Below are 13,786 nucleotides of genomic sequence, written 5' to 3'. Positions count from 1 at the left end.
ACCCCAATCCCGTTCGGGCTGAGCCTGTCGAAGCCCTCCCTTCCTCTTTTCCAAACTCGGGAAAGAAGGGAAGGCCTTCGACAAGCTCAGGCCGAACGGAGTTTAAGGTTCAAGCTGGAGCTCGTTCGTAATGGCCACCCGCAATCTCGAAGCCCAGGAGGTCGCCGAGAAGCTGTCCACCTACGAATGGGGCTTCACCAGCGATCTCGAGCAGGAATTCGCGCCCAAGGGACTGGACGAGAACACCGTCCGCTTCATTTCGGCCAAGAAGAACGAGCCGGAATGGATGCTGGAGTGGCGGCTGAAGGCCTATCGCCACTGGCTGACGATGGAGAGCCCCGACTGGGCCAAGCTCGACATCCCGCCGATCGATTACCAGGACGCCTATTATTACGCGGCGCCCAAGGCGAAGCCGACGCTGAAGAGCCTCGACGAGCTCGATCCCGAAATCCTGCGCACCTATGAAAAGCTCGGCATCCCGATCGAGGAGCAGAAGGTCCTCGCCGGCGTCGAGGGCGCGCGCAAGGTGGCGGTCGACGCGGTGTTCGACAGCGTCTCGGTCGCGACCACGTTCCGCAAGGAGCTGGAAGCGGCGGGCGTCATCTTCCGCTCGATCTCCGAGGCGATCCGCGAATATCCGGAGCTGGTCAGGAAATGGCTCGGCCGCGTGGTGCCGATCCACGACAATTACTTCGCGACCCTCAACAGCGCGGTCTTCTCCGACGGCACCTTTGTCTATATCCCCGAAGGCGTGCGCTGCCCGATGGAGCTCAGCACCTATTTCCGCATCAACGCCGCCAATACCGGCCAGTTCGAGCGGACGCTGATCGTCGCGGACAAGGGATCGTACGTCAGCTACCTCGAGGGCTGCACAGCCCCCATGCGCGACGAGAACCAGCTCCACGCCGCGGTGGTCGAGCTGGTCGCGCTGGACGATGCCGAGATCAAATATTCGACCGTCCAGAATTGGTATCCGGGCGACGCCGAGGGCAAGGGCGGCATCTACAATTTCGTGACCAAGCGCGCGCTGTGCCAAGGCCGCAACTCGAAGGTCTCCTGGACCCAGGTCGAGACCGGCAGCGCGATCACCTGGAAATATCCGAGCTGCGTGCTGGCGGGCGAGAACTCGGTCGGCGAATTCTATTCGGTGGCCGTCACCAACAACCGCCAGCAGGCCGATACCGGCACCAAGATGATCCATCTGGGGAAGGGGTCGCGATCGACAATCGTCTCCAAAGGGATCAGCGCGGGCAAGTCGAACAACACCTATCGCGGCCTGGTCCGCGTCGGCCCGACGGCCGAAGGCGTGCGCAACTTCACCCAGTGCGACTCGCTGCTGCTGGGCCATGACTGCGGCGCCCACACCGTGCCCTATATCGAGGTCAAGAACCCCAGCGCCCAGATCGAGCACGAAGCGACCACCAGCAAGATCAGCGACGACCAGCTCTTCTACGCCATGAGCCGCGGCCTCGGCCAGGAAGACGCGGTGGCGCTGATCGTCAACGGCTTCGCCAAGGAAGTGCTGCAGCAACTCCCGATGGAGTTCGCCGTGGAAGCGCAGAAACTGCTGGGGATCAGCCTTGAGGGGAGCGTGGGGTGATACAAGTATTCGTATTTGCAAACGACAAGAACGGCGATGAGGCCGTGGCCGAAACGTACGAGTTCATCTCGATCCCGAGGATCGGAGAAGAAGTCATAATCGATCAAGAAAAGGAGCAGAAGCTTCTACGGGTTACGGGCGTGACAAACGTTTCCAGACCCAGCGGTGACTTCATGGAACCGCTTACATACGTTCACCTTCACTGCGAGATTATCGGCTAATGCTCCGGATCGAAAACCTCCATGCCACTGTCGACGACAAGCCGATCCTGCGCGGGCTCGACCTCTCCGTGAATGCGGGCGAGGTGCATGCGATCATGGGGCCGAACGGGGCGGGCAAGTCGACGCTCGCCTATGTGCTGGGTGGGCGGCCGGGCTATGAGGTGACGGAGGGGTCGGTCACCTTCAATCCCGTTCGGGCTGAGCCTCCCCACCCGGTTTGGGCTGAGCCTGTCGAAGCCCTCCCTTCCTCTTCTTCACCGCCGAAAGAAGAAGGGAGGCCTTCGACAAGCTCAGGCCAAACCGATTCGGGTGTGCTGAACCTTTTGGAAATGGAACCCCACGAACGCGCCGCCGCGGGCCTGTTCCTCGGCTTTCAGTACCCAGTCGAAATCCCCGGCGTCTCCAACGTCCAGTTCCTCCGCACAGCGCTCAACGCCCAGCGCCGCGCGCGGGGCGAGGACGAGCTTTCGGCGGGCGATTTCCTCCGCCTCGCCCGCGCCCAGGCCGATGCGCTCGGGCTCGACATGGAGATGCTGAAGCGGCCGGTGAATGTCGGCTTTTCGGGCGGCGAGAAGAAGCGCAACGAGATGGTGCAGATGGGGATCATCGATCCCCGCATGGCGATCCTCGACGAGACCGATTCCGGCCTCGACATCGACGCGCTGAAGGCGGTCGGCGAAGGCATCAACCGCATCATGCGCAAGCCCGACAAGGCAGTGCTGCTGATCACCCACTATCAGCGCCTGCTGGATTACGTGAAGCCGGACTTCGTGCATGTGCTTGCGGGTGGACGCATCGTCCGCAGCGGCGGCCCGGAACTGGCGCACGAACTGGAGCGCGAAGGCTACGCACAGGTGGCGGCGTGATCGAAATCCTCCCCGACACGGGGAGGGGGACCATGCGCAGCATGGTGGAGGGGGCCCTCCACCCGCGCAGGCCCTTGGGCCCCCTCCACCACGCCGCTTCGCGTCGCGGTCCCCCTCCCCGTGCCGGGGAGGATTGGTTGTGAGTCTTTCCCTCCCCTCCCCCCGCGACGAAGCCTGGCGCTGGGCCGATCTCGAAGCGCTGCCGGCGCTGGCCGACGCGCGGCCGAGCGGCACGGCGGCCGAGCTGCCGGTTCCGCTCGGCGACGGGCCGAGGCTGGTGTTCGTCGACGGCAAGCTGGACCAGGCCCAAAGCAATGCCGGACCGCTCGCGATCGGCCCTGTCGACACGCGCAGCGATCATCCGCTCGGCCGTCTCGCCGCCGGCGCCGGCTGGGCGCTCCGCCTCGGCCGCGACCATTCGGCGCCGGGACTGGTCGAGATCGTGCACATCGCGACCGGCGGCGCGAGCCATGTCCCCGGCCTGGTCGTGCTGGACGAGGACGCGCAGGCATCGATCGTCGAGACTTTCGTTGGCGACGGCTGGGCGAACCGGCTGACCGCGATTCGCCTCGGCCGCTCGGCGCGGCTGATGCGAGCGGTGCGGCTGGCGCAGGGGTCGGGCTTTCAGTCGCTCCGCGACGAGGCCGAGCTTGGCATCGGGGCAAGCCTCGTCACCACCGTATTCGCTGAGGGCGGCGCGGGAAGCCGCGCCGACGCGCTGATCCGCATCGCCGGCGAAGGGGCCTATGCCGAAATGGGCGGCGCGCTGCTGACGCGCGGCACACAGCGGCACGAAGCGGCAGTCGTGTTCCGCCACGAGGCCGAGAACACCACGTCCCGCCAGGTCTGGCGCGCGGTCGCCGACGACACCGCCGTCGCCAGCCTCGCCGCCCGTGTCGAGGTCGCGCGCGGGGCGCAGAAGACCGACGCCGAACAGAGCCTGCGCGGCCTGCTGCTGAAGCGCGCGGCGACGGTGAACCTGAAGCCCGAGCTCGAAATCTTCGCCGACGATGTGAAATGCGCGCACGGCGCGACCGTCGGCGAGCTGGATGCGCGGGCGCTCTTCTATCTCGAAAGCCGCGGCGTGCCGCCGGTCGAAGCCCGCGCCCTGCTCACCCGCGCGTTCGTGGGCGACGCGCTCGGCCGGATCGGCGAGGACGCCGTCCGCGCCGCGTTCGAAGCGGCGGCGGACTTGTGGCTGGGCCGCGTTTAAATTGCCCGCTTATTCCGTCATTGCGAGGAGCGCAGCGACGAAGCAATCCATTCGGCCCATCCGCCGTCCTGGATTGCTTCGCTTCGCTCGCAATGACGGAAGGCGGATCTACCCCTTCCGCACACCCGTCATCGGAAAGCTCCCGAACGCGCCCGCGCCGACCTGCCCCGTCAGCGTATCGCCCTCAATCGTCGCCGAGCAGTCGAGCGTTATCGGCATCGGCACTTTCATTTCCGACTTCCAGGTCAGCTTGTTGCCGTCGACCTTGCCGTCAATGATGTCGAGCGTGCCCTGGGCGCCGACGTTCGAGCCGGTGAAGGTGTTGCCGTCGGACCGCACGGTCAGCACGGACTTCTGCTCGCCCAGCGGCGATTTCGTGACGCAATCCCATTCGCCGTCGACATTGGCCATCATTTCTCTCCCTGCGATGTTTGTTGCGGTGCCGTCTTCACCTCGACAGGCATGCCAAGCCTGTCAAGCTGCGGCTTCACCTGTTTCGCGTCGCCGACCACGACCCACACCATCTTCGACGGATCGAGCACCGAGCGGATCGCCTGGTCCATCTGCGGCGCGGTCAGCGCGCGGTAACGGCTGGCGACGGTGCTGTAGTAATCGTCCGGCCGCTTGTAGAGCACGTTGTTCTGCATGCCCGAAAGCACGTCGCCCGAGGTCTCGAAGCTGCCCGGCAGCTCGCGCACGAAGCCGTTGATCGTCCGCTCCTTCTCCTCGGGCGTAATCCCCTGGGTGGTGAGGAAGGCGCGCATGTCGGCCTGCATCGCGGCGAGCGAGTCGCCGGTGCGGTCGGCCTGGACCGGCGCGGAGACGATGTACGGCACCGCTTCCAGCGCGCGGCGGAAGCTGCCGTTCACGCCGTACGACCAGCCCTTGGTCTCGCGGATGTCGGTGTTCAGCCGCGACAGGAAATTGCCGCCGAGCACGTCGTTGGCGGCGTTGTAGGGCACCAGCTCGTCGGTGCCTTTGAGCGACGTCACGACGCCGCCATAGATAAGCGACTGCGGCGAGTCCGGCCGATCGACGAGCACGATGCGGGAGCGCGGCGCCGGCGGCGCGACATTGAACGCCTTGACGCCGGGGGCGCCGGTGCCGCGCCAATCGCCGAGCGCGCGGTCGAGCACGGCGCGGACCTCGGCGAGCGGACGGTCGCTGACCACGAAGATCGTCGCTTTCTCCGGCCGGAACCAGGCGCGGTGGAACGCGACGAGCTGGTCACGGCCCAGTTTCTCGACCACCGCCGCGTCGCCGAGCCCGCTGGTCGGGCGACCATAGGGATGGTTCGCCCCATAGAGGATCGGCGCGAGTGTGCGCTGGGCAAGGCCGCCTGGCTGCGTCATTTCGCTGACGATCGAGACCAATTGCTGCTTCCGAAGCCGCTCGACTTCGGCCGGATCGAATTTCGGATTGCGCAGCACGTCCGCGAGCAGGTCGACCGACGGCTGCAGGTTCGGCGACAGCGCGAACAGGCTGACCGAGCTGCGGTCGGCGGAGTTGCCGACGCTGAGGTTCGCGCCCAGCCGCTCCTGCTCCTCGGCGATCTGTTCCGAGCTGCGCGTCGCCGTGCCTTCGTCGAGCAGCGACAGCGTCAGGGATTGCCGGCCGAGCGTGTCGTAGGTGTCGGCCGCGACACCCGCATCGAACGACACCACGATCCGCGTCGTCGGCGTCGCGGTGCGCTGGGCATAGACCAGCTCGATGCCGTTCGAGAGCTTGGCGTGCGCGACCGCCGGGAATTTGAGGTCGGCGATTGTCCCGACCGGCGGCAGCTTCGATCGATCGACCGCGGTGGCCGGCTTGAACGTCACCGGCGCCTCGCCCGGCTTGTGGTAGAAGGCCGGCGCGAAAGTCGAGGGCTTGGACGCGACCGACTTCGATTCTTCGTACGCGCCGCGCGGGCCGGGCTCGACCAGCAGCGCGTGCATCGGCCGGGTCAGCCATTTCTGCATCGCCGCGCGCACCTGCTCGGGCGTTGCCGCGGCATAGGCGGCGAGCTGTTTTTTGTAGAAGCCGGCGTCGTTCGAATAGAGCGCGCCTTCGGCGAGCGTCACGGCCTTGCCGCCGAAGCCGCCGACCGATTCCACCGCGCTCGTGCGACCGGCGACGTCGCGCGTGGCGGCGCGCAGCACTTCATCCGCGGTCGGGCCTTTGGCGATATAGTCGGCGATCAGCGCGTCGAGCTTGCGGCCTTCCTCGGCCGGATCGACGCCCGGCGCGCAATCGACCTGCACTTCGAAGAAGCTCAGCTGCGCGAATTGCTGCAGCTCGGTCGAAACCTTGACCGCGCTCTTGTCGCCACGGACGAGCGCGTTGTCGAGCCGCGAGCTGCTCAGGCCGCCAAGGACGGTCGCCGCAATGTCGAGCGGCACCGAATCCGGATCGTTCAGGCCCGGCACGATCCAGGTGCGATAGATGCGCGGCGTCGCCACCCGATCCTTCATCACTTCGTCGACACGCTTGGGCGGCGTCGGCACGGAGACGGCGACCGGTCCCTGCTGCGGCCCGCGCGGAATGTCGCCGAAATACTTGGTCACCAGCGTGCGCGCGGTCGGCACGTCGATATCGCCGGCGAGCACCAACACCGCGTTGTTCGGCCCGTAATGCTGGCGGAACCAGCCTTTCACGTCCTCCAGGCTGGCAGCGTCCAGGTCGGCCATCGATCCGATCGTGGAATGGCCATAAGGATGGTTCGGCGGGATCAGCGCCTTGATCTGCGCATATTCGACCAGCCCGAACGGCTGGTTGTCGCCCTGGCGCTTCTCATTCTGGACGACGCCGATCTGGTTCTTCAGGTTCTTCTCGGTGAGCGCGCCCAGGAAGTGCCCCATCCGGTCGCTTTCGAGGAACAGCGTCCGCTCCAGCGCCGGCGTCGGCACCGTCTCGAAATAATTGGTGCGGTCGAACCAGGTGGTGCCGTTCACGTCGGTCGCGCCGATCTGCTGCAGCGGCGCGAAGAAATCGCCCGGCGCATTCTCCGACCCGTTGAACATCAGATGCTCGAACAGATGCGCGTAGCCAGTCTTGCCCGCCGGCTCCATTTTGGAGCCGACATTGTACCAGACGGACACGGCGACGACCGGCGCCTTGCGGTCGGTCGAGACGATCACACGCAGGCCGTTCGGCAGCGTGAATTGCTCGTAAGGAATGGTGACGGCGCGGGAGAGCTCGGCGAGCGGCGCGGGCTTGGGCGCCTGGGCGAAGGCAGCGGTGGAAACGGCGAGAACGGAAGCGGCGAGCCACAAGCGGCGCATGGACGATCCTTGAACGGAAAAGCGGATATGCCGCTTGCATAGCAGCGGCTTTTGCATGAACCAACGCTGTCCGTCGGCTTCTCGCCGCAGTTCAAGGAAAACCATGTCGCGCGTTCTTTTGTCGCTCCTGCCGCTCGCCCTCGTCAGTGCCGCCGCTCCCTCTCCCGCTCCCGTCTTCACGCCCGAGGCGTTTCGGTCGCACGTCACCTTTCTGGCGGACGACCTGCTCGAAGGGCGCGACACCGGCAGCCGCGGGCATGAGATCGCGGCCCGCTATGTCGCTTCGCATTTCGAAGCGCTCGGCCTGAAGCCGGGCGGCTACAAGGGCGGCTGGTATCAGCAGGTCCCGTTCCAGAAGACGCGGCGCGGCGAAACGCCCGGCACGCTGACGCTCAGCGGATCGCGCGCGGCCGGGAAGTGGACGCACGGCCAGGACGTCATTATCGGCATCAACTCGCTGGAGCCGAAGACCGATCTGTCCGCCGGTATCGTGTTCGTGGGCTATGGCCTTTCCGACAAGGCGCTCGGCATCGACGACTATAAGGGCCTCGACGTTCGCGGGAAGATCGTCGTCGTGCTCTCGGGCTTCCCGAAAGGCATGCCGAGCGAGATCGGCGCGCACCTTTCCGACCACAAGGCGGAGCAGGCCGAGGCGCATGGCGCGATCGGCACGATCTCGATCGACACCATCCAGTCCGCCGCCGCGCGTCCGTGGTCCGTGCGGCAACGCTATGCAGACGGGTCGCACTACGATTGGGTGGCCCCTGATGGTAAGCCTCACGTCGAGGCGCCGGGCCTGCGCGCCTCCGCCAGCGCCGACGACACCGTCGCGCGCGCTCTGCTCGCCGGCGCGACGCAGACGCTCGAACAGATCCGCGCCGAAGCCGACCAGCAGGGCGGACGGCCCAAGGGCTTTGCGCTGGCCGGCACTGTCCGGATCGCGGCCGAGACGGTCAGCGAGCGGCTGACCAGCCCGAATGTCGTCGGCGTCTTGCCCGGCGCCGACCCGAAGCTTGCGCCCGAAGTCGTCATACTCTCCGCGCACCTCGACCATATCGGGATCAGCAAGGCGCGGGCCGGCGATCCGCCCAACAAGGACCGGATCAACAACGGCGCGCTCGACAATGCGTCCGGCATCGCGACGATGCTGGAAGTGGCGCGCGCCGCCGCCACCGCGCCGGTGAAGCCCCGCCGCACGCTCGTCTTCCTCGCCTCGACCGCCGAGGAAAAGGGCCTGCTCGGCGCCGATTACTACGCGCATTTTCCGACCGTGCCGCTGGCGAGCATCGTCGCCGACGTCGATCTCGACATGCCGCTTTTGATCTATCCGTTCACCGACGTGATCGCGTTCGGCGCCGACCATTCGACCTTGGGCAAGGTCGTCGCCGACGCCGCCCGGCCGATGAACATTGCGCTCTCGCCCGATCCGATGCCGGAGGAAGGAATCTTCACCCGCTCCGACCATTACCGCTTCGTCGAGCAAGGCATCCCGGCGGTGTTCCTCGCGACCGGCTACGCCAATGGCGGCGAAGCGGCGTGGAAGCGCTTCTTCGCCAACGCCTATCACCAGCCCGCCGACGACATGAACCAGCCGATCGACTGGACCGCCGGGGCGCGCTTCGCCGAAGTGAACTACCGCATCACCCGCGCCCTCGCCGACGCCGACCAGGCGCCGCGCTGGTACGCGCGCGACTATTTCGGCGACTTGTTCGCGCCGACCGCGGCCAAGGCTTCACACTAGGTGGCGCTGCCGGCGTAACGCTCGGCGCAGGCGTCGAGCACGTCGGTGATGGGCCCAAGGCTGATCGCAACGGCCAGGCTGCGGGTGGCGAGCCCGGCCAGCTCGGCCGGATTGCCGCGCCCGCCCGGGTTCAGCTCGGCCGTGATGCGGTCGTCGAGCACTCGCGCTAATCGGCGCGTGCGCGCGAGCCGGTCGCCGGCGAGTTGCGGCGAGTGGTCGTAAATCTGGGTCATCGCCGTGGCGAGCGTGTAGCATTGCATCCGCGCGTCGCGTCCGTCCGCAGGCAGGCCTGAAAAACGCTTAGCCACAGCCGGATAGGCCTGGCGGCAGGCATTCAGATAATCCTGCGCCTGCTTGCCCGGCTGGATGCTCGCCTTTGCCGCTTGGGCGACCTTCTGAAGCATCTCGACCTTGCTCGGCTCGGTGATCCCGCTGCCCGAGGCGCCGAGGAACAGGAAATGCGCCGCCTCATTGGCTTCCTCGACCGGCACGGTGTTGGCCGTCCCGCCGAACTGCGCGACGCGCGCGGCGTAGCAGGTCGCGGCCCGCTCGCCCGGATCGGCGGGAAGAGAAACGGTCGCGACTTTTGGCTGCGCCGGCGCTTCGGTGTGGGTGGCGGCCGGCTTGCTGCACCCCGCCGCCAGCAGGGCGGACATCGCCGCAATGGCGGCCCAGTTCTTGTTCGCTGTCATCGTCGGCCCCTTCCCCAGACGTGACGGAAGCGTAACACTGAGGGGCGCAGCGGCAAACGCGCTAAAAGGCGAGCAGCGGGACCGGATCGCCGACCAGCGGGCGTGCCAGCGCCGAAGGGACTCGCTCCGCGCGTGCTTCGAGCCAGTCCCGCGCTGCGTTGAGATCGTTCGCAAGTGCCGCGCGCGTCTCCTCCTGGCGCGCCTGCCGCTCGGCTTCCGAAAAGCGCCTGCCGGCATTTTTGGCATGCTCATGGAACAGCGGCGCTCGGCCGATCGCCTCGGCATCCGCGCCGGACACGCCGAAAAGCGTGAACGCGGCTGACAGCGTTTCCGCGGGCGCTGTGTAGAAACGTGCGGCATCCAGCGACCGCGCACTGGAAAAGCGCCCGAGCGCGTCGGCAAAGCCGATCATCTGCGCAAGCCACAATGCCGCCGCGCGCTGGACATCGCCTGCCGGCAGCGCCTCGCCCAAGGCCGCTTCCATTGCCGGGCGCAGCTCGTCGGTCACGAACCGCACCCACGCCCGGTGTTCCTCCGTCCGCAGCACGGCCAGCACATACGCTTCCGCCGGCAGGTGCAGCAGGATTGCGGGGGCATCCGCATCCTGCGCGAAGAGCTGCGGCAGCACGAAATTCACCGGTACGTTCGCTTTGACGATGACCGGCTCGTCCGGTCGATAGCGGCGCGCCAGCAGGCCCGTGACCAAATCCAGGCCTTCGCGCCAGCCCGCATCCTCCGCCGCACCCTGCGCACCGGCAACCGCCAACTGGCGGAGCGCCCAGGGTTCGCGCAATCCAAGCACATGCTCACTGAGGTCGAGCGCCCGGCTAAGCAGGGTCGATCCGCAATGGGCGATGTGGAAGATGTAACCGGTCCGCGGCCGCGGCGCCTGCCATTGGCGAAAGGCGGCCAACAGCGGATCGATCGGCACCCGCAGCTCCTGCGCCGTGGGTGCCGCAATCCGCTGGTCGAGAAACAGCGACCGGCGGAAGGCGGCGCGGTTCATCGGCACGAACCGGGCCAGATCGCCCTCGAAGCCCCAGAGATAATGGTCGGGCGTGGCGAACAGGTCTTCGATCCGCATCGCGAAGCTCCTAGCCCGGATGCGTGGCGCTGCGCTATGGCCCCGTTCATGGTCGACATGCGCGCGCCGAAAGACGCACAGCCCTATGCCGTGTTCACGTTACAAGCGGATGAGGGCCTGCGCGATCTCGATTACGAAGCCGTAATGGCGGCTTATCGGACGCACGGCGCACTGCTGTTCCGGGGCGCGGCGCCGGACCTCGATGAATTCCGCGATTTCACCGGCCGCTTCTGTGCCAGTTCGGTGTTCAACGAGAGCCCGGACCGGCAAGTGTTCGACGCCGATCACAACATTCAGTCGGTGAACGGCGGCGCGGATGCCTTTCCCTTGCATCCGGAACTGTCGCGCGAACCGTGGAAGCCCGATGTGGCCTTCTTCCACTGCCTGCAGGCGCCGGATCAAGGCGGCGAGACGACGATCTGCGACGGCGTCGCAATCGTCCGCGCCCTGCCCGATGCGCTCCGCGACCTGCTCGCCGGCCAGCGACTGATGTACCCGGCCGGCGCGCCGCCCGAAATCCTGCGCTTCTGGCTCGGCACCGATCGGCCGAGCGACGTGCAGCTTGCAACGCCGCCCACCGACTGCCCCTATCGGTTCGTCCGAGAGCCCGAGGGCATCTGGCGCTATTTCACGCGGCCCCTGCTTCACCGCACCATGTTCGGCCGCGATCTCGCCTTCGGAAATTTCCTGCTGTTCGCGCGCGACTATCTCGGCCGCAGGGACTTCCCCGTGCTCGCCGACGGGCGCGGTGTGCCCGACGCGTGGGTGGATGCGGTGCGGCAGGAGGCGCATCGCCTGACCGTGCCCGTCCGCTGGCAGAGCGGCGACCTGCTGATGCTCGATAACAGCCGCTTCATGCACGGCCGCCGCCCGATCGCCGACCCGTCGAAACGGCTGATCGCGACCTATTTCGGCTATCTGCGGGACGCCCGTCCCGATCCCGAGGAACCGCCGCAGGCCCGCTGGCGCCAGGCGGCATTCCGGCCGCCGCAGCGCCAGCCGGTCGCGGTCTAGTCGCCCGAGCCCGGCTCCGCCTGTTTGCGGTGCGCTTCGGCGGAGCAGCCGCCGCCGAGCACGCTGGCGGCTGCGACCTGCAGCTTGTTCTTGAAGCCGGAGATGACGCTGCGGTCGCCCTTCATCAGGGCGTCGTAGCCGGTCTTTGCGACGTCGACGGGATCGTCCTTCTCCGCCTGGCCGACCTTGGTGTCGTCCATTTCGGCGCGGTGGAAAAACTCGGTCTCGGTCGCGCCCGGCTTCAGGCAGGTGATGACGACATCGGTGTCCTTCAGCTCGTTGTGGATCGCATCGGCGAAGCTGTCGATGAACGCCTTGGTGCCATTGTAAACCGCCTGGAAGCTGCCGGCCATGTGCCCGGCGATCGATCCGGTGATCAGCACCCGGCCTTCGTTGCGCGCGACCATCTCCCGCAGCACTTTCTGCAACAGATAGAGCGTGCCCGTGATGTTGGTGTCGATCACGTGCCGCCATTCGGCCGGCGACTGGTCGAGAAAGCCGTGGCCCAGGCCGTGCCCGGCATTGGCGAACAGCAGATCGACCTTGCGGCCGCGGCAGGCGTCGAGCAGCCGGTCGACGCCGTCGAAAGTCGACAGGTCGCATTCGATCTCGTCGATCTGCACGTCGTAGCGGCGCAACTGCGGCCCGGCTTCGACGAAAGGCGTGTCGGCGGCGAGGATCAGGTCATAGCCATCGGCAGCGGCCAGCCTGGCGAGCTCCAGCCCGATGCCGCTCGATGCTCCGGTAACCATCGCGAGCTTGCCGGCCATGTCATTCTCCTTGCGTGCCGCGCCTCAACGGGCGCGGGCGCCAAGGGATGCATCCGTTACGCGGGCGTCGCGCGCGGCAGGCGGCGTAGCATCGCGAGCGCGGCGAGCCCGAAAAGCGCCGCCACCAGAAACGCCGCGCCGGGAAAGTGCACCGGCGCATCCGCCTTTGTGAACTCGGCCATCACGCCTGTCAGCAGCAGCGGTGCGACGATCGAGCCGATGCCCATCGACATGGCAGCGATTCCCTGCACCTCGCCCTGCGTCTGGGGCGTCGCGCGGCGAGAGAGCATCGCCATGATGCTCGGCTGCACGAGCGATTGAACCGCGATCGCCACCATGATCACGAACGCCATCCAGGTCTTGTTGGCGAAGGCATAGGCGACAAAGCCGGCGATCGCGCCGACCAGCCCCACAGTCGCAGCCCCACGCTCGCCCAGCCGCCGCACCAAAGGGCCGGTCACGAAGGTCTGGGTCAGCGCCATGATCAGCCCGACGACGGCAAGGCTCGCGCCGATCATCGCGTTCGACCAGCCGAACTGCGCAATGGCGTAGAAGCTCCAGGTCAGCGGATAGACGTTGCTTGCGATCTGCCAGAGAGTCAGCACCACCGCCGCGGCCATCATGCCGGGGATCGCCCGCGCCGAGGCGAGCGCCCCCAGCGGATTGGCGCGCCGCCAGTCGAACGGCCGGCGTCGCTCCTCCGGCAATGTTTTCGGGAAGATTGTCAGGCCATAGAGGAAGTTGAGCGCGGCGAGCGCCGACGCCGCATAGAAAGGCGCACGGATGCCGAGCTGGCCGAGCAGGCCGCCGATCGCCGGGCCCGCGATGAAGCCGATGCCGAAAGCGGCGCTGACCAAGCCAAAGCTCTTGGCCCGTTCCTCCGGCCGGGTCTGGTCGGCAATGGCGGCCTGCGCTGGCGCATAGCTGCCGCCCAGCGCGCCGGCGAGAACGCGCCCAAGGAAGATCAGCGGCAGGGTGTTGGCGATGGCGAGCAGCAGATAGTCGAGCGCCATGCCGCCGAGCGCAATCAGCAGCACCGGCCGCCGACCAATCCGATCGCTCAGGTTTCCCAGCACAGGCGCGGCGAAAAAAGTCGCCACCGCGATCGCCAGCCCCATCCAGGCGCCGATCTCGATTGCGTGCGGCAGGTCGAAGCGGCCGACGCTCATCAGCAGGCGCGGCAGCACCGGGATGATCAACCCGAATCCGATCGAATCGATGAAGATCGTCACCAGCACGAACGCGACGCCGTGGCCGGACCGCTGCATGCTTCTCTTGACCCCCCTCAAGCTCACCGGCGATTGCGCCACCGGCATAGGTGA

General features: G+C 67.0%; 12 protein-coding genes. 6 read left to right on the top strand and 6 right to left on the bottom strand.

Annotated elements, in window-relative coordinates; genetic code table 11:
• Positions 1 to 130: 130 nt before the first annotated feature.
• From sufB to ACFSCW_RS02880, 4 genes are all read left to right on the top strand, one after another.
• Positions 131 to 1,600 (top strand): Fe-S cluster assembly protein SufB, encoded by a 1,470-nt coding sequence (gene sufB / locus ACFSCW_RS02895; protein WP_380886705.1) that lies wholly within the window; start codon positions 131 to 133, stop codon positions 1,598 to 1,600.
• Positions 1,597 to 1,821: a hypothetical protein gene (locus ACFSCW_RS02890; RefSeq protein ID WP_380886703.1), complete on the top strand. Its 225-nt coding sequence runs from the start codon at positions 1,597 to 1,599 to the stop codon at positions 1,819 to 1,821. Before sufB ends, ACFSCW_RS02890 begins: the two co-directional genes overlap by 4 nt.
• The gene (gene sufC, locus ACFSCW_RS02885; RefSeq protein ID WP_380886700.1) at positions 1,821 to 2,687 is read left to right on the top strand and encodes a Fe-S cluster assembly ATPase SufC; all 867 of its coding nucleotides are present in this window, start codon (positions 1,821 to 1,823) and stop codon (positions 2,685 to 2,687) included. Before ACFSCW_RS02890 ends, sufC begins: the two co-directional genes overlap by 1 nt.
• A gap of 139 nt (positions 2,688 to 2,826) precedes the next feature.
• Entirely contained in the window at positions 2,827 to 3,900 is a 1,074-nt protein-coding gene (locus ACFSCW_RS02880; RefSeq protein ID WP_380886698.1) for a SufB/SufD family protein, read from the top strand.
• 108 nt (positions 3,901 to 4,008) lie between these two features.
• Here the strand turns inward: ACFSCW_RS02880 and ACFSCW_RS02875 are convergent, their stop codons facing one another.
• Complete coding sequence (locus ACFSCW_RS02875) at positions 4,009 to 4,311, bottom strand: hypothetical protein (protein ID WP_380886696.1); 303 nt, start codon at positions 4,309 to 4,311, stop codon at positions 4,009 to 4,011.
• Complete coding sequence (locus ACFSCW_RS02870) at positions 4,311 to 7,163, bottom strand: M16 family metallopeptidase (RefSeq protein WP_380886694.1); 2,853 nt, start codon at positions 7,161 to 7,163, stop codon at positions 4,311 to 4,313. The genes ACFSCW_RS02875 and ACFSCW_RS02870 overlap by 1 nt, the downstream gene beginning before the upstream one ends.
• A gap of 103 nt (positions 7,164 to 7,266) precedes the next feature.
• Here ACFSCW_RS02870 and ACFSCW_RS02865 point away from each other — a divergent pair, with 103 nt between their 5' ends.
• Positions 7,267 to 8,904 (top strand): M28 family metallopeptidase, encoded by a 1,638-nt coding sequence (locus ACFSCW_RS02865; protein ID WP_380886693.1) that lies wholly within the window; start codon positions 7,267 to 7,269, stop codon positions 8,902 to 8,904.
• On the opposite strand, the gene ACFSCW_RS02860 is transcribed toward ACFSCW_RS02865, so the two are convergent.
• Positions 8,901 to 9,596, bottom strand: a complete 696-nt coding sequence (locus ACFSCW_RS02860) for a hypothetical protein (protein WP_380886690.1) — start codon at positions 9,594 to 9,596, stop codon at positions 8,901 to 8,903. The two genes, ACFSCW_RS02865 and ACFSCW_RS02860, sit on opposite strands and share 4 nt — an antisense overlap.
• A 61-nt stretch (positions 9,597 to 9,657) precedes the next feature.
• The gene (locus ACFSCW_RS02855) at positions 9,658 to 10,680 is read right to left on the bottom strand and encodes a hypothetical protein (protein ID WP_380886688.1); all 1,023 of its coding nucleotides are present in this window, start codon (positions 10,678 to 10,680) and stop codon (positions 9,658 to 9,660) included.
• A 36-nt stretch (positions 10,681 to 10,716) separates the two neighbouring features.
• Between ACFSCW_RS02855 and ACFSCW_RS02850 the strand changes: the two genes are divergently transcribed.
• The gene (locus ACFSCW_RS02850) at positions 10,717 to 11,694 is read left to right on the top strand and encodes a TauD/TfdA family dioxygenase (protein ID WP_380886686.1); all 978 of its coding nucleotides are present in this window, start codon (positions 10,717 to 10,719) and stop codon (positions 11,692 to 11,694) included.
• Here the strand turns inward: ACFSCW_RS02850 and ACFSCW_RS02845 are convergent.
• Both ACFSCW_RS02845 and ACFSCW_RS02840 read right to left on the bottom strand, forming a co-directional pair.
• Positions 11,691 to 12,464 carry an SDR family NAD(P)-dependent oxidoreductase gene (locus tag ACFSCW_RS02845; RefSeq protein ID WP_380886684.1) on the bottom strand — a complete coding sequence of 258 codons (774 nt, stop codon included), beginning with the start codon at positions 12,462 to 12,464 and terminating at the stop codon, positions 11,691 to 11,693. The genes ACFSCW_RS02850 and ACFSCW_RS02845 overlap by 4 nt on opposite strands.
• A 56-nt stretch (positions 12,465 to 12,520) precedes the next feature.
• Positions 12,521 to 13,732 (bottom strand): TCR/Tet family MFS transporter, encoded by a 1,212-nt coding sequence (locus ACFSCW_RS02840; RefSeq protein WP_380886682.1) that lies wholly within the window; start codon positions 13,730 to 13,732, stop codon positions 12,521 to 12,523.
• Between the last annotated feature and the right edge of the window lie 54 nt (positions 13,733 to 13,786).

The organism is Sphingomonas tabacisoli, assembly GCF_042678385.1.
GTDB classification, from domain to species: Bacteria; Pseudomonadota; Alphaproteobacteria; order Sphingomonadales; family Sphingomonadaceae; genus Sphingomonas_B; species Sphingomonas_B tabacisoli.
The sequence above is the reverse complement of the archived record's forward strand: the minus strand, read 5'-3'. Positions and strand labels throughout refer to the sequence as shown.

Bases quoted from the DNA above. Each gene is read 5' to 3' on its own strand.
- ACFSCW_RS02850 (WP_380886686.1), top strand. From the start codon at position 10,717: ATGGCCCCGTTCATGGTCGACATGCGCGCGCCGAAAGACGCACAGCCC.
- ACFSCW_RS02870 (WP_380886694.1), bottom strand. From the start codon at position 7,163: ATGCGCCGCTTGTGGCTCGCCGCTTCCGTTCTCGCCGTTTCCACCGCT.
- sufB (WP_380886705.1), top strand. From the start codon at position 131: ATGGCCACCCGCAATCTCGAAGCCCAGGAGGTCGCCGAGAAGCTGTCC.
- ACFSCW_RS02845 (WP_380886684.1), bottom strand. From the start codon at position 12,464: ATGGCCGGCAAGCTCGCGATGGTTACCGGAGCATCGAGCGGCATCGGG.
- sufC (WP_380886700.1), top strand. From the start codon at position 1,821: ATGCTCCGGATCGAAAACCTCCATGCCACTGTCGACGACAAGCCGATC.
- ACFSCW_RS02875 (WP_380886696.1), bottom strand. From the start codon at position 4,311: ATGGCCAATGTCGACGGCGAATGGGATTGCGTCACGAAATCGCCGCTG.
- ACFSCW_RS02840 (WP_380886682.1), bottom strand. From the start codon at position 13,732: ATGCAGCGGTCCGGCCACGGCGTCGCGTTCGTGCTGGTGACGATCTTC.
- ACFSCW_RS02865 (WP_380886693.1), top strand. From the start codon at position 7,267: ATGTCGCGCGTTCTTTTGTCGCTCCTGCCGCTCGCCCTCGTCAGTGCC.
- ACFSCW_RS02860 (WP_380886690.1), bottom strand. From the start codon at position 9,596: ATGACAGCGAACAAGAACTGGGCCGCCATTGCGGCGATGTCCGCCCTG.
- ACFSCW_RS02855 (WP_380886688.1), bottom strand. From the start codon at position 10,680: ATGCGGATCGAAGACCTGTTCGCCACGCCCGACCATTATCTCTGGGGC.